Source organism: Ralstonia pickettii (genome assembly GCF_000607165.1).
Taxonomy (GTDB): Bacteria; Pseudomonadota; Gammaproteobacteria; order Burkholderiales; family Burkholderiaceae; genus Ralstonia; species Ralstonia holmesii.
In genome coordinates this window covers 113228-132353 of sequence record NZ_JFZG01000024.1, presented here as the reverse complement: position 1 = coordinate 132353, position 19126 = coordinate 113228, and the positions used below count along the sequence as shown (strand labels likewise).

Annotated in this window: 18 protein-coding genes; 4 read left to right on the top strand and 14 right to left on the bottom strand. The window is 64.3% G+C overall.

All coding sequences use genetic code 11. From position 1 onward, the window contains the following. Positions 1-179: 179 nt before the first annotated feature. Together BG83_RS0118165 and BG83_RS0118160 are read left to right on the top strand one after the other, a co-directional pair. Complete coding sequence (locus tag BG83_RS0118165; protein WP_024978024.1) at positions 180-815, top strand: RNA polymerase sigma factor; 636 nt, start codon at positions 180-182, stop codon at positions 813-815. Further along, positions 805-1626, top strand: a complete 822-nt coding sequence (locus tag BG83_RS0118160; RefSeq protein WP_024978023.1) for an anti-sigma factor family protein — start codon at positions 805-807, stop codon at positions 1624-1626. The genes BG83_RS0118165 and BG83_RS0118160 overlap by 11 nt, the downstream gene beginning before the upstream one ends. Positions 1627-1633: 7 nt before the next feature. Here BG83_RS0118160 and BG83_RS0118155 read toward each other — a convergent pair whose 3' ends face one another. The 4 genes from BG83_RS0118155 to BG83_RS0118140 all read right to left on the bottom strand — a co-directional run bounded on the left by BG83_RS0118155 (position 1634) and on the right by BG83_RS0118140 (position 9072). Then, positions 1634-4231, bottom strand: coding sequence for an EAL domain-containing protein (locus BG83_RS0118155; RefSeq protein ID WP_051541553.1), 2598 nt, complete (start codon positions 4229-4231; stop codon positions 1634-1636). 325 nt (positions 4232-4556) lie between these two features. Further along, positions 4557-6683, bottom strand: coding sequence for a 3-hydroxyacyl-CoA dehydrogenase NAD-binding domain-containing protein (locus BG83_RS0118150; RefSeq protein WP_024978021.1), 2127 nt, complete (start codon positions 6681-6683; stop codon positions 4557-4559). A 13-nt stretch (positions 6684-6696) separates the two neighbouring features. Next, on the bottom strand, positions 6697-7902 hold the full coding sequence (locus BG83_RS0118145; protein ID WP_024978020.1) for an acetyl-CoA C-acetyltransferase: 1206 nt from the start codon (positions 7900-7902) through the stop codon (positions 6697-6699). Between the two features lie 27 nt (positions 7903-7929). Continuing rightward, positions 7930-9072, bottom strand: coding sequence for an acyl-CoA dehydrogenase family protein (locus BG83_RS0118140; protein ID WP_024978019.1), 1143 nt, complete (start codon positions 9070-9072; stop codon positions 7930-7932). Positions 9073-9186: 114 nt separating this feature from the next. Here BG83_RS0118140 and BG83_RS0118135 point away from each other — a divergent pair, with 114 nt between their 5' ends. Further along, complete coding sequence (locus BG83_RS0118135; RefSeq protein WP_024978018.1) at positions 9187-10206, top strand: GlxA family transcriptional regulator; 1020 nt, start codon at positions 9187-9189, stop codon at positions 10204-10206. A 4-nt stretch (positions 10207-10210) separates the two neighbouring features. Here the strand turns inward: BG83_RS0118135 and BG83_RS30050 are convergent, their stop codons facing one another. The 10 genes from BG83_RS30050 to BG83_RS0118075 form a co-directional block, all read right to left on the bottom strand. Continuing rightward, complete coding sequence (locus tag BG83_RS30050; RefSeq protein ID WP_024978017.1) at positions 10211-10345, bottom strand: hypothetical protein; 135 nt, start codon at positions 10343-10345, stop codon at positions 10211-10213. Positions 10346-10391: 46 nt separating this feature from the next. After that, the gene (locus tag BG83_RS0118125) at positions 10392-10784 is read right to left on the bottom strand and encodes a tautomerase family protein (RefSeq protein ID WP_024978016.1); all 393 of its coding nucleotides are present in this window, start codon (positions 10782-10784) and stop codon (positions 10392-10394) included. Between the two features lie 54 nt (positions 10785-10838). Next, entirely contained in the window at positions 10839-11255 is a 417-nt protein-coding gene (locus BG83_RS0118120; protein ID WP_024978015.1) for a MarR family winged helix-turn-helix transcriptional regulator, read from the bottom strand. 604 nt (positions 11256-11859) lie between these two features. Next, positions 11860-14046 (bottom strand): TonB-dependent siderophore receptor, encoded by a 2187-nt coding sequence (locus tag BG83_RS0118110; protein WP_080693694.1) that lies wholly within the window; start codon positions 14044-14046, stop codon positions 11860-11862. Between the two features lie 119 nt (positions 14047-14165). After that, positions 14166-15788 (bottom strand): PepSY-associated TM helix domain-containing protein, encoded by a 1623-nt coding sequence (locus BG83_RS0118105; protein ID WP_024978012.1) that lies wholly within the window; start codon positions 15786-15788, stop codon positions 14166-14168. A gap of 7 nt (positions 15789-15795) precedes the next feature. Further along, positions 15796-16062, bottom strand: a complete 267-nt coding sequence (locus BG83_RS0118100) for a hypothetical protein (RefSeq protein WP_024978011.1) — start codon at positions 16060-16062, stop codon at positions 15796-15798. Beyond that, entirely contained in the window at positions 16059-16343 is a 285-nt protein-coding gene (locus BG83_RS0118095; protein WP_024978010.1) for a hypothetical protein, read from the bottom strand. The genes BG83_RS0118100 and BG83_RS0118095 overlap by 4 nt, the downstream gene beginning before the upstream one ends. A 170-nt stretch (positions 16344-16513) precedes the next feature. Then, a complete protein-coding gene (locus tag BG83_RS0118090; RefSeq protein ID WP_152543723.1) occupies positions 16514-16993 on the bottom strand; it encodes a hypothetical protein in 480 nt (159 codons plus the stop codon). A gap of 88 nt (positions 16994-17081) precedes the next feature. Beyond that, complete coding sequence (locus BG83_RS0118080; protein WP_024978008.1) at positions 17082-17669, bottom strand: 2-hydroxychromene-2-carboxylate isomerase; 588 nt, start codon at positions 17667-17669, stop codon at positions 17082-17084. Between the two features lie 49 nt (positions 17670-17718). Next, the gene (locus tag BG83_RS0118075; RefSeq protein ID WP_024978007.1) at positions 17719-18453 is read right to left on the bottom strand and encodes an SDR family oxidoreductase; all 735 of its coding nucleotides are present in this window, start codon (positions 18451-18453) and stop codon (positions 17719-17721) included. A gap of 91 nt (positions 18454-18544) precedes the next feature. Here BG83_RS0118075 and BG83_RS0118070 point away from each other — a divergent pair, with 91 nt between their 5' ends. Further along, positions 18545-19120 (top strand): TetR/AcrR family transcriptional regulator, encoded by a 576-nt coding sequence (locus tag BG83_RS0118070; RefSeq protein ID WP_024978006.1) that lies wholly within the window; start codon positions 18545-18547, stop codon positions 19118-19120. The last annotated feature ends 6 nt before the right edge of the window (positions 19121-19126 follow it).

The following is a 19126-nucleotide window of genomic DNA, read 5'->3' as shown; positions in this document are numbered from 1 at the left end:
ATGACTGAGTTGGGTAGCGGCCCAGCGCAATGGCAATGAAGGAAGCGCCGGTCCTGCCTGTCATACCGGCTGGGGTGCCCGCGTATTCCACAAGATTCGCGTTTTCACAAAATTTCTTCGGCGCGGGAATAAACTGGATTGCACCCCGGTATACGGAGGTCAACCGCCTCCAGGCCGCCATGCCCGACCTGCCAGACCCCACGCTCGATCTGCCCACCGACGCCCAGCGCTTTGCGCAGGCGGTGCTGCCGCATGTCGACGCCGCCTACAACCTGGCGCGCTGGCTTTCGGGCGACGCGCAAGACGCCGACGACATCGTTCAGGAAGCCTGCCTGCGCGCGTTCCGGTTGTTTGGTGGGTTTCGCGGTGGTGACGGCCGCCCATGGCTGCTGGCCATCGTGCGCAACACATGGTTTTCGGAATGCGCGCGCCGCAAGCAGGCACCGGCACAGCCGTGGGATGACGACGCGGCTGCCGGCCAGGGCAACGACGACAGCGCCAGCTACGGCGTCGACCCCGCCGCGCTGCTCGCCCGCATCGACGACGTGCGCCGTGTGCATGCCGCGCTGGCGCAGTTGCCCGTGCCGTATCGCGAGGTGCTCGTGCTGCGCGAGCTGGAAGACCTGCCGTACCGCGACATTGCCGCCGTGGTTGACGCGCCCATCGGCACGGTCATGTCGCGGCTGGCGCGGGCCCGGCAGCAGCTCGCCCGCCTGCTCACGGAAGACAACGCGCCGCTGCGCACCAATGTGACGCCCATCCGCGCATCGGGCGGTCTGGGAAACAGTACCAAGGAGTCCCGCCATGAACTGTGACGACATCCGCGCGCTGCTGGCTGCCCGCGCCGATGGCGAACTCGGTGCGGCCGACAGCCTGCGCATGGAAGCGCATCTGGCCACGTGTGCCGCTTGCACCGACATCGCCGCGCGCCACGACGGCGTGGTACGTGCGCTGCGGCAGGGGCTGCGTGCGCCGGCGCTCTACATGAAAGCGCCGCCGGGTTTGAGCGAGCGTGTATTGCAGGCCGTGCAGGCAGAGTCCGGCGTGCGCCCCGAATCGCCTGGTGCGCGCGCGCCGCGCCGGACGGAATTGCCATGGCAGCGCTTGGCCAATTGGTTGATCACGCCATCGCGGGGGCTCGGCTTGGGATTGGGCGCAGGCGCGCTCGCGGCCGTGGCACTCGGTGTGGGCGTGCTGGTGGGCCGGCCCGATACGGCGGCGCTCACCGCGCACGACATCACCGCCAGCCACGTGCGAGCGCTGCTGGGCGCGCGGGAGACGGATGTGCTGTCGTCCGATCGGCACACGGTCAAGCCGTGGTTCAACGGCCGCATCGACTATGCGCCGCCCGTTACGGACCTTGCCGCACGCGGCTTCCCCCTCATCGGGGGGCGGTTGGACTACATCGACGGCCGCCCGGTGGCGGTGCTGGTCTACCGCTCAGCGCAGCATCCGGTCGACTTGTACGTACGCCCCGAGGCGGGCGGTGATGCCGAGCCCGCGCTGCGCACCGAGCGTGGCTACCAGTTGATGGTCTGGCGCAGCGCCGGCATGGGCTACTGGGCCATCACCGATGCGTCTGCCGACGTGGTGCAAGCCTTTGCGCGGGCCGTGCGCGGCGGCTGAAAAACGATCAGGTTTCCGCAAGCTGCCTTTTGGCCACAAAGGCTTCAAACGCTGCGGGCGGCACCGGCGGGCAGAAGAGGTGGCCCTGGCCGTAGTCACAGCCTGCCGCCACCAGAATCGCCTTCTGCTCCTCGGTCTCGATGCCTTCGGCAATGACCTTGATGCGCAGTGCGTGCGCCATGCTCACGATGGCGCTGCACAGTGCGATGTCTTTCGGGTCATGCGCGAGGCTGCGCACGAACGACTGGTCGATCTTGATGTAGTCGATATCAAAGCGCTTCAGGTACGAGAGCGACGAATACCCCGTGCCGAAATCGTCGAGTGCAATGTCCACACCCGCGCGCCGGAATTCGTGCAGGTGCTCGATCACCTCCGCGCTGTCGGCCATCAACGAGCCTTCGGTTATTTCAACGACCAGACTGTGCGGCGGAAGCCCCCGGCGCTCCACCACCTTAGGCCACGATTCGGTGCCCGACTGGTGCGCGCGGAACTCCAGCGGCGACTTGTTGACCGACACCTGCATCGTGTTGTCGAGCGTGGCCTGCCAGTGCGTGAGCTGGTCCAGGGCTTTGTTCAGCACCCACTTGCCGATCTCGACGATCAGCCCGCTGTCTTCCGCCACCGGAATGAAATCCGCCGGATCGATCTCGCCCCGCACAGGGTGCGTCCAGCGGATCAGCGCCTCTGCCTTTCGGACCTTGCCCGTGAGCAGATCGACGATGGGCTGGTAGTGCACCGCAAGCTGGCCGTGCGCGAGCGCCACGCGCAGGTCGCTGGTCACGCGCAGGCGTTCCTGTTCGGCGCGTTGCAAGGCCGGGGTAAAGACGGCCCATTGATTCCGTCCCGCGCTCTTGGCCGCAAACATGGCCTGGTCTGCGCGCACGAGCAACGATTCTGCGGTGTCGGCATCGCGCGGGTACAGCGCCATCCCAATGCTGGCCGACACCTCCACGCTTTCCTGGCCGAGCTGCAGCGGCGCGGCAATGCGCGCGAGCAGGCTGCGAATGATGGGCGTGACCGCCCCGGCATCGGACAGGTCCGGCAGGATGATGATGAATTCGTCGCCCGCCAGCCGCGCGACCGTATCGGTGCCTCGCACGATGGCGGAGATGCGCCGGGCGATCTCCTTGAGCAGGACGTCGCCCTGGTCATGGCCGAGCGTGTCGTTCACTTCCTTGAAGCGGTCCAGATCGATGAACAGCAAAGCCAGTTGTGTAGACGTCTGTCGCGCCCGCGCAATCTCCTGCCGCAGGCGGTTGTAGAACATGTGCCGGTTGGGCAGATCGGTGAGCGCATCGAAGTTGGCCTGCCGCCAGATGACCTCTTCGGCGCGCTTTTTCTCCGTCATGTCGTGGATGAGCGCAACCCGGCGCGGCTCGCCCAGCGTGCTGTCTGCAAACGTGTCGATGGTGAGCAGCGCGGGGAACTCGCTGCCGTCCTTGCGGCGGATCAGGTATTCGCCGCTCCACGAGCCCTTGGTTGAAACGCCTTCGCGCATGGCGTCGATCACGGTGGCCTCGTTGCATTCGGAGCGGATGGCATCGCTGGACTGGCCCTTGAACTCCTGCGCCGAATAGCCGGTGGTGATCGTAAAGGCCGGGTTTACGTCGATCACGTGCCCATCAAGCGTCGTCACCATCATCGCTTCGCTGCTCGAGGCATAGACCATGGAGGCCAGGCGCATGTCTTCGATGTGCCGCTTGCGCTCGGCCCCCTGGTGGCGCAGCGTGAAATACAGCAGCGCGAGCAGCAGGGTGGAGCCGGCCGCCTCCACCAGCGCAGTGCGCCGGTAGCCGTCGTAAGGCGCCAGCACCGAGGCAACCGACTCGCCCACCAGGAAGTACAGCCCGATCTCCGGTACATGGTGATAGCCGATGATGCGCTCCACGCCGTCGGTGCCCGACACCACGCGGTAGCTGCCCGTTTCCAGCGCGCCCGGCTTGTTGAACTGCCGGGCGCGCGGCGGTTTTTCGATACCCGCGGTCGGGTTGGGCACGCGGGCCAGGACCTGCCCTGACTCGCGGATGATGGTGGCGGCCCCGTCCTTGCCAATGGCAAGCGTATTCGCAAAGCTGGCGAACTGTTCCGGGCTGACCGACACCACGACCACACCGGCAAACTGGCCAGCCCTGAGGATGGGGCGCGTGAACTGGATCGACCACTTTTTCGAGATCTTGCCCTGCACCGGGTCGCTGATGAACAGCACGTCGCGTCCGCCCGATTCCTTGTGCACGCGAAAGTGTTCGCGCTGGCTCAGGTCGACGCGTTCTGTCGTGGGGCCGATGCTGGAGTAGACCAGCATGCCGTTCTCGTCGATCACGGCCACCTGGAAGGTCAGGTCGCGCACGGCCTCCTGACGTTCGTGGATGACGTGCTCGAACACGTCGCGACCGGATAGCCAGCTCGCGCGCAGATCGAGCAGGAACTCCGACACGCGCCGCACGCTGCCGAGTGAGTACTCACCAAATGCCCGTGCTTCAACCTGCGTGCGCGCCTGCGCATCACGGATCAGCCTGTCGCGCTCTTGGGTGAGTTGATGGAACGTGAACGTCCAGATGAACAACAGGACCAACACTGCACCGACATTCAGCGGAGACAGCAGCATCCGCCGCCATCCTTGCCATGGCGTCGTATCGGTCGTGTCATCAGAAAAAGCCTTCGATTGCTTTGCGGGCATCCCCACTCCAGCGTTTGCGTGTCCAGTTCTCTGGGGCACGCGCGCAGCGTGCCTGGGTGTCGGCAATTTCAAGTGTCTTCCACTCTATATCGGAGCGAAGCACATGTGTCTTAAGCCGAACGACCTGGCCCGCGAATGGATGCGCAATCGTTTGCTTTTGGGGGCAGAACTCGGACTTACCCGGGGTTGGTGTGTGGGCGCAACGCTTGTAAGTGAGGCGCCGCGCAGACGGTGGTTGCGCGGCGCTGGAGGGTCAGCGTTCGTAAAACGCGGTCTGTTTGTCTGCCATGTCACGCAGCAGGACGGGGGGCGCGAAGCGGCGGCCGTGTTTCGCAGCCAGCCGGTCGCACAGCTCGACAAAGGCGCCCACCCCCATCCGATGGATGTGCGACACCGGCCCGCCCCGGAATGCCGGGAATCCCCAACCCAGCAGCGCGCCCACATCGGCATCGCGCGGGTCGGTCACCACGCCTTCATCCAGGCAGCGTGCGGTTTCCACGGCCTGCACGGTGATGAGGCGATCGACCAGCGTCTGCACGTCGGGCTGCGTGGCGGCTTGGGGGTATTCGGTTGCCAGCCCGGGCCACAGCGCCTTCTTGCCGCTCTCCGGATAGTCGTAGAAACCCTGGCCCGCTTTGCGGCCGAGGCGGCCCAGGGCCACCATGCGCTCGGCCACGGCTTCGCCCGGGCGCTCGATATAGGCGACACCCAGGTCGGCGCGGGTTTGCTGGTTGACCTTGTGGATCAGCTCGCTCGAAACCTCGTCGATGAGGGCGAGCGGCCCGACCGGCATGCCGGCCAGCATCCCGGCGTTCTCGATCAATGCGGGCGCCACCCCTTCGGCGAGCATCGCCAGGCCTTCGAGCACGTAGGTCGAAAACACGCGGCTCGTATAAAAGCCGCGGCTGTCATTGACGACGATGGGTGTCATGCCGATGGCCTTCACGTAATCGAGCGCCTGCGCCAGCGTGGCCCGCGTGGTCTGCCGGGCTACGATCACCTCCACCAGCGGCATCTTGTCGACTGGCGAGAAGAAATGCAGCCCGATGAAGTTGCCCGGCCGCTGGCTTGCCTCCGCCAGACCGGTAATCGGCAGCGTGGACGTGTTGGACGCGAAGATGGCATCGGGCGACAGCACGGCCTCGGCTTGGCGCGTGACGTTGGCCTTGATTTCGCGCTGCTCGAACACGGCTTCCACCACGAGCCCCGCGCCATCCAGGTCGGCGTAGGACGTTGTGGGTTGGATGCGGGCGAGCAGCGCTTCAGCTTGGTCGGCATGCAGGCGCCCGCGCTGTACCTGTTTCTCGACGAGCTTGCGCGAATAGTCCTTGCCGCGCTCGGCGGCTTCCTGCGTGGTGTCGAGCAGCACGACGGGCAGCCCCGCCTTGGCCGTGACGTAGGCGATGCCGGCGCCCATCATGCCCGCGCCCAGCACGCCCACCTTGGCGTAGCGGCGCACCGGCACATCGGCGGGGCGCGCGGCCAGCTTGTTGGCGGCGTTCAGGCTGAAGAAAAGGGTACGGATCATCGCGCGGGCCTCCGGAGACAGCACCGCCTGCACGAAGTAGCGTGCCTCGGTCTTGAGGCCCGTATCAAGATCGGTGATGAGCCCTTCGTACACGCACGACAGGATGCTGGCCGCTGCCGGATAGTTGCCGTAGGTTTTCTGCCGCAGCATGGCGTTGGCCGCAGTGAATAGCTGCTGCACGGCAGGGCCGGAGATGCCGCCCCCGGGCACCTTGTAGCCCTTGATGTCCCACGGTTGCTGCGCGCGGGTCTGGCCTTCGCCCAGCAGCCACGTGCGCGCAGCATCGACTTCTGCCCCCGCGTTGACGACCGCATCGACAATGCCGAGCTTGAGCGCCTCCGCCGCTTTGATGCGCTTGCCTTCAAGCAGCATCGGCAATGCCTTCTGCACACCAATCAAGCGCGGCAAACGCTGCGTGCCGCCGCCGCCCGGCAAGAGGCCCAGCGTGACTTCCGGCAAGCCGAAGCGTGCGCGGGCGTTGTCGGCGGCCACGCGGTAGTGGCAGGCGAGCGCAATCTCCAGCCCGCCGCCCAGCGTGGAGCCCGGCAGTGCGGCGGCCACGGGTTTGCCGCAGGTTTCCAGCTTGCGCAGCATGCGGTGCAGCTCGCACGTGCGTTCAAACAACGTGGGCGCGTCGTCGCTGGCCTGCAGCCATTCGAGGTCACCGCCGGCAATGAAATCCGCCTTGGCGGAAGTGACGAGGATGCCCTTGACGCTGGCATCTGCGCACACGCGGTCGATGGCGGCAAAGAAGGCGGCGCAGGTTTCGCCGTTGAGCACATTCTGCGCGCGGCCCGGCTGGTCCCACGTGAGCGTGGCGATGCCGTCGGTGTCGATGGCGATGTCGATCATGTCAGCTCGCTCCTTAAACGCGTTCGATGATGGTGGCGGTGCCCATGCCGGCACCCACGCATAGCGTGGCCAGGCCCGTGCTCGCGCCACGCCGCTCCAGCTCGTCGAGCAGCGTGCCGAGAATCATGGCGCCCGTCGCGCCCAGCGGATGGCCCATCGCAATGGCGCCGCCGTTGACGTTGATGCGGTCATGCGGCACGGCCAACACCTCCATGAAGCGCAGCACGACGGAGGCGAAGGCTTCGTTGAGTTCGTACAGGTCGATGTCGGACGCGGACATACCGGCGCGCTTGAGCGCCTTCTCTGCTGCGTGGGAGGGGCCGGTCAACATGATCGACGGCTCCGAGCCGATGCTTGCAAAGCTGCGGATGCGCGCACGCGGCTTGAGGCCCGCACGCTTGCCGGCCTCGCGGCTGCCGATCAGCACGGCCGCCGCGCCGTCGACGATGCCCGAGCTGTTGCCCGCGTGGTGCACGTGTTCGATGCGTTCAAGCTCTGGATAACGCTGGCGGATCACCGCGTCAAAGCCGTATTGCTCGCCCAATTCCGCAAACGACGGTTTGAGCTGCGCGAGCGTGTCCACGGTGGTCTGCGGGCGGATCATCTCGTCGCGGTCGAGCATGGTCAGGCCGTTCTGGTCACGCACCGGCACGATGGAACCCATGAACCAGCCGGCGGTGCTGGCTGCATGCGCACGGCGGTGGCTCTCTGCGGCGTAGGCATCGACGTCACGTCGGCTGTAGCCCCACTTGGTGGCGATGGTGTCGGCCGACACGCCTTGCGGCACGAAGTACAGCGGGATGGCGGCTGCGGGGTCGACCGGCCATGCGCCCCCGCTAGCGCCCATCGGCACGCGGGACATGCTTTCCACGCCGCCGCCGATGGCAAAGTCGCTTTGCCCGGCCATCACCTGTGCGGCGGCCATGTTGCAGGCTTCCAGGCCGGAGGCGCAGAAGCGGTTGATCTGCACGCCGGCCGTCGTCTCGGCATAGCCGGCTGACAGGACTGCCACGCGGCCGATGCACGCGCCCTGTTCACCCACGGGTTCCACGCAGCCGAGCACCACGTCGTCCACGAGCGATGTGTCGAGCTGGTTGCGGTCGCGGATGGCGCGCAGCGCGGCTGCGGCCAGGCGCAGCGGCGTCACGCCGTGCAGGCTGCCGTCCTTCTTGCCCTTGCCGCGCGGGGTGCGCACGGCGTCGTAGATATAGGCTTCCATAGCGTTGAGTCCTGAAGGTCGTGCTCGTTAAAGGGTGCGGGCGATCAGCTCTTTCATGATCTCGTTGGTGCCGCCGTAGATCTGTTGCACGCGCGAGTCGGCCCACGCGCGGGCGATGGGGTATTCCCACATGTAGCCGTAGCCGCCGTGCAGTTGCACGCAGCGGTCCATTACCTTGAACTGCAGGTCGGTGGTCCAGTACTTGGCCATCGATGCGGTGGCGGCATCAAGCTTGCCGGCAAGCTTGAGCGCGATGCACTGGTCAACAAACACGCGGCCGATCTGCACTTCGGTTTTCAGTTCCGCCAGTGCGTGCCGCGCAGTCTGGAAATCGAGGATGGCCTTGCCGAAGGCCTGGCGCTCGCGCACGTAGCGCAGCGTCCATTCAAGCGCGCCTTCGGCCGAAGCGATGGCACCGATGGCAATCTGCAGGCGCTCCCACGGCAGCTCCTGCATCAGGTAGGCAAAACCGCGGTGCTCCTCGCCGAGCAGGTTGGCGGCCGGCACGCGCACGTTGTCAAAGAACAGTTCAGCCGTGTCCTGCGCTTTCATGCCAACTTTCTTCAGGCGCTTGCCCTTGCTGAAGCCCTCCATGCTCGTATCGACCACGAAGAGGCTCGTGCCCTTGGCGCCGCCTTGGGGCGTGGTACGCGCCACGACGATCACCACATCGGCGTGCCAGCCGTTGGTGATGAAGATCTTTGAGCCGTTGAGAACGTAGTGGGTGCCGTCGCTGCTGCGCGTGGCGGTGGTGCGCACGCCTTGCAGATCGGAGCCGGCGCCGGGTTCGGTCATGGCGATCGCGCCGATCATCTCTGCGCTCGCCAGCTTGGGCAGGTAGTGTTGCTTCAGTGCCTCGCTGCCGTAGTGCAACAAGTAGGGCGCAACGATTTCAGAATGCAGCCCAAAGCCCAGGCCCGTGGCGCCTGCGCGGGCAATCTCTTCCATCAGCACCGTGCTGTAGCGGATATCGGCACCTGCGCCGCCGTAGGCCTCGGGCATGCTGGCGCAGTGGTAGCCCGCGGCGGCGGCCTTCTCCCAGATGGCGCGGTCGACGTAGCCCTGGTCTTCCCAGCGCTCGTGGTGGGGCAGGACTTCCGCGTCGATAAAGCGGCGGACAGATTCTCGGAAGGTGTCGTGTTCAGCGTCGAACAGCGTGCGGGCAATCATGGCGGCTCCTGATGGCGGCTCCGAGTGGGTGGCTCCGGACTGGCGGCGAATGGGTTGCCGTATTTCAACAAGGCCGCGACAATTCCGGTTGATCTGGATCGCCACCTTATTGATATGAAGCGCCAGCCGAAAGCAGTCTCCAAACGCCACGGTGTGCACGCGCGGGCGCGTATTGCCATCCTGCTGCCGCCGCGCCTCTTCGCGGGCTACGTGTTTCTCACTCAAGAGATGCTGCTGGTGGCGGGCACCATGCAGGCACGCAGCGTGGATGTGATGGGCAGCCGGCTCTTCGACATTGATTTGCTGTCCGCCGACGGTGCCGCCGTATCGAGCTTTGGAGAGATGCCGGTGCCCGCCACCGCCGCGCTGACCGATGCCGCTTACGACGTCGTGATCGTTCCCGCACAGTTCGCCCCAGAGTTGGTATTGGACGCGGAAGAGGCGCGCATCGCCGATTGGCTGCGCACGCGCTATGACGCCGGTGCCCTGGTGGTTGGCATGAACGCGGCACCGCTGTTCGCCAAGGCTGGACTGCTGGATGGTTGTAGAGCGACCGGGCTGGCGAGCGAGCGCGCCTGGTTTGCCCGGCATTTTCCCGACGTGCGTTACACGCCGGACCAGCCTCTGGCGGTGGATGGCCGCATCATCACCGTCAGCGGCATCAACCCCGCCGTGGACGCCTGCGCGTACGTCATCGATCACTGCTGTGGGGTGGGCGCATCTCGTCGGATGTTGCGCACGGCGCTCACGCAATCGCTGCCGTCATACGAACACATGGCCGTGTGGACGGCGCAGTTCAAGCGTCACGGCGATGCGGCCATCCTGGCCATCCAGGAAATCGTGGAGCGGGAATTGGCCGTGCCGCCTGCATTGGCGGAACTGGCCGCCCAGGCAGCGATGAGCGAGCGGACCTTGACGCGCCGTTTTGCCGCCGCTACGGGCAGCAACCTGCGGCGTTACGTGGCGACGCTGCGGTTGGAGCTGGCGGCGTTTCTGCTGCGCACGGGCCGGCTGCCGCTCGATCACATTGCCGATGAATGCGGTTACGGCAGTGTCAGCGCACTGAGCCGCGCGTTTTCTGCCGGCCAGGGTTGCAGCCCCTTGCAATACCGGGCGCAACAGCGCACGCGCTGAAGCGTCACGGACGCAGCAGATCGAAGCCAGCCAGCAACACCACACCCGAGAGCGCGGTCAGCGGCAACGAATGTTGGCCAAAGTACAGCAAGCCGGCGGCCAGCCAACTGGCCGCGAAGAAAGCGCTCATGCGGTTCATGATTTCACCTGTTCTTTGTTGGGTGGGATCGACGCGATCGGCACATTCACGCGTGCTGGTAGCGGTACTCCTGCGTCTTGCCGCCGTAGCCGTAAGCCGCTGCGCGAACGTCCTGCACATAGATATAGCTCTCTTCATGCAGATTGCCGAGTAGCTCAGCAAACGCCGTGAACGCCTCGGCGATGTACTGCGCCTTCTCCGCCTTCGTATTCGTTTCGTCCGTCACCTTGATGTCGAAATAGATGCTGTTCTTGCCCTGCGCGGCCAGCGTCTGCCCCCCGACGACCCAGTCTTCCGGGGCTACATAGTCGATGGCGATGGCCGTGACCTTCGGGTCTTTGCCCAGGATGCGAGAGGTGAGTTCCAGCAGCGTGGTGGAGATCTTCTGCGTCATTTCTGCAGAACGTTGGGCACTGACTTTGACGTTGAGAATCGGCATGATCGTTTTCCTTATTAGTTAGCAATGCAACTAGTTGATCAAAAAAATGGACGCTCATGTCAGGGTGGAGCGCACACCTCGGATCTTCGTCACCGTATCGGTGAATTCATTACTGCCCAATACGCGCTTCAACCTTGCGGTGACGGCGCCGCTTGCCTCGTTCAACGCTGCGCCGATCTTGGCCGCTTCCCGCGTCGGAAAGACGGCGGTCTCGCGGCCGTCGGCTTCGGTCTTGCGCCGTTCGATCAGGCCCTTGGCTTCCAGGCCATCGAGCGCGCGCGTTGCCGTGGGGCGCGTGACGGACATCGCTTCCGATAACTCGCTTTGCAGCATGCCCGGGCGGTCGACGATCGCACGGAGCATGAAGCCTTGCGGCGGCGTGAGATCGAAAGGCGCAAAGGCGTCTGCCCAGACGCGGTCGAGCTTGCGGGCCAGGGCGGTGGTGTTGAAGTAGAGGCAGTGGTCGAACATGGTGAAGTGGATGGTATGTGAGGATGGTTAGATATGCAACTTGTTTTTTGTTTTTGTGGTCCATCCCCCTTTCGTTCCCTGCCGGGACCGACTCACTTTTCTTTGTCTTGCCAAAGAAAAGTAAGCAAAAGAAAGGCGCGCCCGAGATGGCGAAAGCCTCCTTGGATTTGTGTCGCGGGGAGGGGAAGGAGCCAAACTCGCTGCGCTCAGACAAGGCTCCTTCCTTAATCCTCCCCGCAACAAAAATCCAAGGCGCCATCAAGGGCTCAACGTCAAAAGAAAAAAGGCCAACCCATCGTGCGGTTGGCCTTGCCGTTGGGGCGAGCGCCCAGATTGTTTGGCTGTTGGTCTTTGACTTTGCTGCCCTATGCGGCGCCTTGAATTTCTGTGCGCGGGCGGAAAAAGGAAGGAGGCTTGTCTGAGCGCAGCGAGTTTGCCTCCTTCCCCGCACGGTCACAGAAATTCAAGGGGAAGTCGCTGCATCGGGCGCGCATTTCTTTGCTTACTTTCTTTGGGCAAGACCAAAGAAAGTGAGTCAGCCCCGGCAGGGGATGAAACAAGAGATGCACCACCAACACAAAAACAAACACCAAAATAAAAAACATCAAAAATAAACCGTAGCACTAGCCCTAAACGTCCGAGGCGCCCCCTGCACAAGAATGAACCCCCAGCTCGGCAACCAGTACTTCTCATTCGTCAGGTTGTCGACATTGAACCGCAGCGTGACCGGTTTGCCGCTCACCTTGGTCGAATACCGCGCCCCCACATCAAACGTGTGATACCCCGGCACGATGTTGCTGTTGTTTGCTTCCAGCGCCGAGTTGCCAACGTATTGGCCGCCCGCCGAGAGCACAAGCCCCGGCATGGGCGGCACCGCATATTCCACATAGGCCGTGGCCTTGAAGCGCGGCGACCCATAGGCCCGTTTGCCCAGCACGGAGGCGTCGGACTCCGTGTTCTCGGAATTCATGAACAGCACGCCGCCCAGCAGCGTCCAGTCACGCGCGAGCTTGCCGCGTGCGCTCAATTCGAGCCCGCGATATCGCGTCATGCCGTCTTGCGTATAGACGTTGTCCGGCCGCAGATACGCCAGCCCGCGCTGCACCTGGAACAGCGCTGCGCCGAATGTCCAGTCATGCAGTTCGGCTTTGGCACCCACCTCCACCTGCTTGCTTTTGAGCGGCCCGAATACCGTGCCCGCGTTGAGTGCTGTGATTGGTGCGCTGGCGCCGGCCTCAAGCGATTCCACGTAGCTCGTGTACAAGGTCACCGGCTGCACGGGTTTGAACATCACCGCCAGCGTGGGCGTGATGGGCTCGCGGTTGTATTTGGCTGAAGTGCTGCCGTCGGCGTTGTACCCGGTCTGGTTGAAACGCGTGTAGCGCAACCCGCCAAGCACCGACCACTGATCGCTGAATTTGACCGTGTCGCTGGCAAAGACGGCGGTCTGGTCGATCCTGGATGTGCGAGCCAGACCGTCGGACGAGGGCACCCGCATCGGTGTCGCGCCGGAAGACACGAACGCCGACGTGTCGTACAGATTGCCCGTACCGAGTATCGTCGAAGCAAAGCCGCCCGTGGCTTGCGTGAGACTCTGCCACGACGTGCCGAAGACGAGTTCATGTTCGATCGGTCCTGTGCGAACCTTGCCGTTGGCCATCACCTGCGCCTGGCTGTACTGGTAGCGCTGGTACGAGCTGTACTGCAATTCGCTGAAGTTGCCTGTGTTGTCGGTCAGCTGGATCGCGCTGTCGGCATTGCCCCGGTTCTGCTGCGTGTAGCGATAGGCGGCGCGCACGTTCCAGTCGGGCGCGGCTGCCCAGTTCAGTTCGGTGCCGACGGATTTGATCTCGGTCTCGTAATACGAGCCTGGTGATGACACACGCTGGCTGCCGTCAATGGCGCGCGGCGTGCGCACGAACTCCGTCACTGGCACACCAAAATCCTGGCCGGGGATGATGCCGTAGTACGCACCCTGCACGTTGCGCTGCATGTACAGGCCATCGAACGACCACTGCAGATCGGGCGTGATGCGCGCATCGAGCGCCAGCGAGGCAGAGTCGCGCTTGATATGGCCACCGTCGACGAAGGTGTCGCCTTCCTCATGCACCACACCCAGGCGGGCGCCCAGCGCCTTGGTCGGGCCGAAGCGCCCGCCCACATCCACCGATTCCTTGAGCGTGCCGCCGCTGGTAAAGCCGAACGTGGCGCTGCCGCCAAAGGTGTTGGTGGGGCGCTTGGTCACGAAGTTGGCGATGCCTCCGGGCGTGCCGAAGCCATACATGAATCCCGACAGGCCCTTGAGCAGTTCCACACGTTCGAAGTGTTCGAGCGGAACATCGCTGCCCCAGTTGGGCACGGCCAGGCCGTCGACCTTGTAGCCCTCCAGCAGATCCAGTTGCAGGCCGCGGATGGTGATGTTCGATGCCTCGCCGATGTAACCGTCGTTGTTGGCGGTGACCGCCGGATCGCCCTTGAATACCTCGCCGATGGTCTGCGCCTGCCGGTTCTGAATCAGCTCCTGCGTGGCAACATTGATGGTGAACGGTGTATCGAGCACAGCCTTGTCGCCCAGTGCGCCGGTGCTGGCCTGCTTCGCGCCATACGCAGCAGGTTTGCCTGCAGTGACTTGCGTGGCGGGCAGGTCGACCTGCGTGGTGGTCTGCTGCGCTTGCGCCGATGCCCCTGCACCCATGGCGGCGAATGCCAGCGCGAGCCGGCGCACCAGCGGCGTTGGGCGAAGGAAAGCGATAGGACGGCGTGAAGCGGGTAGTAAAGCAACGGCTCGCATGATCAAGCTCCCCTGGATCAATGTTGTGGACAGGCGTGCGCAGTCCCGCGCGAGCCGGCGGGCGGCATGCGCGGAGTCTGTGCGGGTGGTTGTGGTTATTTGGTGCGGAGCGTGTGGAGCTATGGCTCTCTGGCGACGCTCGGGTGCAGGTCGTTGCCGGTGCGCGATTCACGCGCCGGCATGGCCCAGACAGAATCGGGCGCACCGTGGCGCGCCCGGCGCAGCGTCGCACGGGCAAGGCCGGCAAAGCCGCACGCGAGCGCCAGTGCGCCCAGGTCGAAACCGGCCACCATCCAGTCGCCGCGCGCCATCGTGCGCAGCAGGTGGTCACCGGTGACGACGGCATTGGTGATGGGCGCAAGCACCGCTGCAAGGGCGGCAGCGCTCAGCAGTTCGACGGCGCCGCGTGCTGGCGGCCGCAGCATCGCCCAGGCAATCGCTGCGAAGAACACGGTGTAGTACGTCACGCCCACCGAACGCTCGGGCCACAGCAGGGCCGCCGGGAATGTCGCCATGACGCCGACGCAGCATCCGATGCACACGCCAACCGTGGCGCGCGCCAGCAGTTGATGCACGCGTGGCTGATCGGCCTTGCGTTGCTTGCGGCGCGATTCGATCCACAGCAGGTTGCCCGAATAGAAGACGAACGCCCCCGCCAGCCCCATCACGAGATACGCGAGACGCAGGACGATGTCGCCGTAAGTGCCGAAGTGCAGGCCGTAGACAAGGCTGTAGATGGCGTGATTGGTGTCGCGCGCATCGGGCGTCTGGTTGCCGACGAGCTTGCCGCTGTCGGGCTGATTGGCAGCCGCGCGAATCGCCACTGAACCGTAGTCGCCGACCGCTCGGGTGCTGCTGCCACGCACTTCCGCCACGGCATTCGCATCGCCAATGTGCTGGTAGTGGATCGACTTGACGGTGAAGTTCGGATCGGCCACCTCGCGTGCACGGGCCAGCAGTTGCTCGGCCGGCAGCATCGGCGCAGCGCGGTGGGCGGCCACCACCGTGCCAGCCGCTGTGGTCACACGCGGCACCGCATCGAACAGCTTGCCGTTGAGTGCCACGGTATTGAACACGGTCATCAGCACGATGCTCAGACACAGCACCGGCGCGGTGATCGCAAAGATCAGGTGGAAGGGCAGGCTGAACAGCCCCAGCACGTTGTGCATGTCCATCCAGAAGCGCTTGAGATTGCGCCCCGGGCGGACGGCCAGCAGATCCTTCTTCAAACGCGGCAGGTGCAGCAGCACGCCCGAGATGAGCGCCACGCCATACAGCACCGAGATCAAGCCCATGAAGTACATGCCCGGCGCTTCCAGACCCAGCGAGTAGTGCAGCCGGTTCAGAAAATTGGCCAGCTCGCCCTTCGAGGGCTCGATCGACAGATCTTTCGGCGAGGTCTTGCCGGCAGCGAGCCTACTGCCGGTCGTCATCTGCCAGTCGCCCTTGCTGTTCTGCCAGTACGCGGAGAACTCCGGCTCGCCCTCGTTGGGGAAGATGACGTATGCGCTTGCCGCTGCGGCCGGGTGCGTGTGCACCAGCGCGTTCACGAAGTGATCGATATCGGCCGGCTTGATGGCAACGGCGGCATGGCCGGCGCGCAGCGGGTTCTGCCACGCATGCAGTTCTTCATGGAACACGGTGAGCGCGCCCGCAAAGAACGCGATGAACAGCGCCCAACCCGCTATCAGGCCCACCCAGGTATGCAGCGTCTGATACAGACGTAAGGTCGTCGATTTCATGGCGACGTCAAGCCACCATCAGGCGCGGTAGCCATAGCACGCCGAACGACACCGCGTTGGCTGCCGCCAGCACGCCCCACGCATGGGCGCTGCTCCGAAACAGCACGCTCACGCTGATGATCACGGCCCACAGCGGCAGGCACGCGAGCAGCGCACCGATGACGCCGCTGTCCCAGCCGCCCGGCAGCCACAGAATGGCCAGCGTGCACAGCGCGACCGACAGCGGCAGCCCCAGCACGGTACCGGCCAGCCACTTGGTGCCCATGCCGTTCATGACCGCGCCCCAACGCCTGCACGCCGTTGATGTGTCCACGCACCCAACATGGGCCATAGCGACAAGGCCCCCGTCACCACGAGCACCACCGCGATGGTTGCCCCCGGCCAGCCGAGCGCGTCGTTCCACAGCGCGGCGGCAATGACCGACAACGCAACGGCGGCGCTACACAGGACGCGCCTGCGCAGGCGTGGGGCGGGCGCGAGCAGCACCTGGTTGGGCGCGGCCGCATACAGGCAGCCCGCCGCCAGCAGCCCGAGCAGGAGGGCAATACCGTGCATGGCAGTGTTCAGTTTTGTTGATAACGCAAATGATAATGATTCGTATTAAATTACACAAGCCAGGCAGATTCAAGCGTGGGGATGGGGGAATTGACATGCCGCCGCGAGGGCGGACGTTGGTCAGGCAGCGCCCGCGCCATGGGTGGCGGGCGCGGCAGGTGTGACGGGGGTTACTGCTGCAGAACCTTGTATTCGATCTTCTTGAGCACGCCGTCCGCATCGTCGAAGTAGAACGAGGCGATCTTTTTCGAACCAATCGGAATCCCGACAAACATCACACCGATCGCTGCATCGCGCGTGTAGCGATAGTTCCAGATATCGAGACCACCGGCCGCAGCCTTGTCGCTTGGTGCACCCAGTTCGAGCGCCACGTCCCCGCGCTTGGCGACGCCGGGGACGAATTGCTTTTGCAACGATTCCTGCGTGGCGTCGGCAATCTTGTCAACGCCCGTTCCACTGCCGACGCTGACCGCGCAGCCGGACAGGGCAAGAGAAAGCGCAATACCGGATACGAAAATGCGAAACATGAAAGTCCTTTTTATTGATTGGAGTTTGGAAAGCCGCTTCAATGCCACAGCGCACATGGCTGATGCGCTGCCCCCGCATCGAATGCGCGCCCGCATCGTAGAGAGGACGCGCAGGAAGCGCATCCCCCAGAACGGCTCGTTCTCCAACAATCTGAGGTGAAACTTTCTAATGTCTCGTCTGATTGACGCTTAACTCAGCGTCCGCGGGCGTCTACGCGAGTGCCGCTTCCACAAAGTGCAGACGATCCTGCCCCCAGAACATCTCGTCGCCGACAAAGAACGTGGGCGCACCGAACACGCCGCGTGCCACGGCCTCTTCGGTCGTCTTGCGCAGCGTCTGCTTGATGCGGTCGTCCTGCACAAGCTCCAGCATCAGCGCGGGTGAGATGCCGGCCGCTTCCAGCACCGCAGCGAGTTCCTGCAGATCACTGAGATTGCGGGGGTGCTCGAACATCGCGCTGAAGATGGCGGCGAGGTAGCGGTGGAATTCCGCATCGCTGCGCAACTGCATGCCCACCGCACCGCGCATCAATTGCAGCGTGTTGATCGGAAAGTGCGGGTTCTGCTGGATCGGCACGCCAAAGTGTTTTGCCCAGCGTTCCAGATCCACATTGGAGTAGCGGCCCTTGGCGGGAATCGTCGCCGGGCTGCTGTTGCCTGTGGCCTGGAACACACCGCCCAGCAGCATCGGCCGCCAGACAATGTCCGCGCCCTTGGCTTGCGCGATCTTCGGCAACTGGTGATACGCGAGGTAGCTGTAAGGGCTGCCCACATCGAAGAAGAATTCGACCTGCTTCATGCGTGTGTCTCCTGGTGTCGTGATGTTGCGATGGGCTTGGAACAGGCTTCTACCAGCGCTCGATCCAGGGCCGCAGGTCGAGTTCATGGGTCCACGCATCGCGGGGCTGCGTGTGCAGATACCAGTAGTTCTCGGCGATGTGCTCGGGGTTGAGGATGCCGTCCTGGTCTTTCAGCGCGTAGCGCTCGGGAAAGTTCTCGCGGATGAACGCCGTGTCGATCGCGCCGTCGACCACCACATGCGCGACATGTATCCCCTTGGGGCCCAGCTCGCGCGCCATGCTCTGCGCCAGCGCGCGCAGCGCATGCTTGGCGCCTGCAAATGCCGCAAAGTTGGCTGCGCCGCGCATGCCTGCGGTTGCCCCGGTGAAAAGGATCGTGCCGCGCCCGCGCGTGACCATGCGCTTGGCCACTTCGCGCCCTGCCAGGAAACCTGAAAAACACGCCATCTCCCAGATCTTGAAATACTTGCGCGCGGTCTCTTCCAGGATGCTGCTCGGCACGTTGGCGCCAATGTTGAAGACCATCACCTCGATGGGGCCGACGTCGCGCTCGATGTCGTCGACGAGCTTGATGACGTCGTCTTCCTTGCGCGCGTCGGATGCGAAGCCCTGCGCCCGCCCACCTTCCGCGCGGATCGCCTCGACCAACGGTTGCAGCTTGTCGGCCGAGCGGCGTGTCACGCAGGCGATGTAGCCCTCGCGGGCAAAGCGCCTGGCGATGGCACCGCCCGTGGCGTCTCCGGCGCCGATGACGAGGGCCGCCTTGTTCTTGCTTGTCTCCATGTCCACCTCGTTTATAGAATAACGATCGTTACCGGAAATAAAATTATGCTACTGGTTGCATAGTGTCAAGCGGGAAACAGCAGGGGAAAACATGCGATACCAGCCCGGTCACAAGGAAGAAAAGCGCAAGGAGCTGCTGAAGGCCACGGGTCGCAAGGTCAAGGTGAACGGCTTCGCCGCGACCGGCGTGGACGCGCTTGCGCAGGCAGCCGGCATGACCAGTGGCGCGTTCTATAGCCACTTCGGCTCCAAATCGGATTGGCTCAAGGCATTGATCGAAGCCGAACTTGCCGCCAGTCGCGAAATGTGGGCCGGCAATCCGCACGATACGGCCGAAGATTGGCTGCGCTTCGAGCTGGATCGCTACCTGTGCCTTGCCCACGTGAAGCACCCCGAAGCAGGCTGCGCCGTGCCCGGCCTTGCCGCCGAGATCGCGCGTGCAGATGCTTCAGTGCGCAAGCTGTATCAGGAAGAGATGCGCAAAGGGCACGCGATCCTGGCGCAGCGTCTGGGTGACGATGATGCTGCGTGGGCGATGATTGCGCAGCTCGTGGGTGCCATCCATATCGCGCGTGCCATGCCGGAGGAGGCCATGCAGCGCACGATTGTCGAGGCGAGCAAGCGGTTTCTGCAGGACGCTGTGACGCGCCTTACCGCCAAGTCCTGACGTACG

Bases quoted from the DNA above. Each gene is read 5' to 3' on its own strand.
- BG83_RS0118165 (WP_024978024.1), top strand. From the start codon at position 180: ATGCCCGACCTGCCAGACCCCACGCTCGATCTGCCCACCGACGCCCAG.
- BG83_RS0118160 (WP_024978023.1), top strand. From the start codon at position 805: ATGAACTGTGACGACATCCGCGCGCTGCTGGCTGCCCGCGCCGATGGC.
- BG83_RS0118155 (WP_051541553.1), bottom strand. From the start codon at position 4,231: ATGCTGCTGTCTCCGCTGAATGTCGGTGCAGTGTTGGTCCTGTTGTTC.
- BG83_RS0118150 (WP_024978021.1), bottom strand. From the start codon at position 6,683: ATGATCGACATCGCCATCGACACCGACGGCATCGCCACGCTCACGTGG.
- BG83_RS0118145 (WP_024978020.1), bottom strand. From the start codon at position 7,902: ATGGAAGCCTATATCTACGACGCCGTGCGCACCCCGCGCGGCAAGGGC.
- BG83_RS0118140 (WP_024978019.1), bottom strand. From the start codon at position 9,072: ATGATTGCCCGCACGCTGTTCGACGCTGAACACGACACCTTCCGAGAA.
- BG83_RS0118135 (WP_024978018.1), top strand. From the start codon at position 9,187: ATGAAGCGCCAGCCGAAAGCAGTCTCCAAACGCCACGGTGTGCACGCG.
- BG83_RS30050 (WP_024978017.1), bottom strand. From the start codon at position 10,345: ATGAACCGCATGAGCGCTTTCTTCGCGGCCAGTTGGCTGGCCGCCGGC.
- BG83_RS0118125 (WP_024978016.1), bottom strand. From the start codon at position 10,784: ATGCCGATTCTCAACGTCAAAGTCAGTGCCCAACGTTCTGCAGAAATG.
- BG83_RS0118120 (WP_024978015.1), bottom strand. From the start codon at position 11,255: ATGTTCGACCACTGCCTCTACTTCAACACCACCGCCCTGGCCCGCAAG.
- BG83_RS0118110 (WP_080693694.1), bottom strand. From the start codon at position 14,046: ATGCGAGCCGTTGCTTTACTACCCGCTTCACGCCGTCCTATCGCTTTC.
- BG83_RS0118105 (WP_024978012.1), bottom strand. From the start codon at position 15,788: ATGAAATCGACGACCTTACGTCTGTATCAGACGCTGCATACCTGGGTG.
- BG83_RS0118100 (WP_024978011.1), bottom strand. From the start codon at position 16,062: ATGAACGGCATGGGCACCAAGTGGCTGGCCGGTACCGTGCTGGGGCTG.
- BG83_RS0118095 (WP_024978010.1), bottom strand. From the start codon at position 16,343: ATGCACGGTATTGCCCTCCTGCTCGGGCTGCTGGCGGCGGGCTGCCTG.
- BG83_RS0118090 (WP_152543723.1), bottom strand. From the start codon at position 16,993: ATGCGCTTCCTGCGCGTCCTCTCTACGATGCGGGCGCGCATTCGATGC.
- BG83_RS0118080 (WP_024978008.1), bottom strand. From the start codon at position 17,669: ATGAAGCAGGTCGAATTCTTCTTCGATGTGGGCAGCCCTTACAGCTAC.
- BG83_RS0118075 (WP_024978007.1), bottom strand. From the start codon at position 18,453: ATGGAGACAAGCAAGAACAAGGCGGCCCTCGTCATCGGCGCCGGAGAC.
- BG83_RS0118070 (WP_024978006.1), top strand. From the start codon at position 18,545: ATGCGATACCAGCCCGGTCACAAGGAAGAAAAGCGCAAGGAGCTGCTG.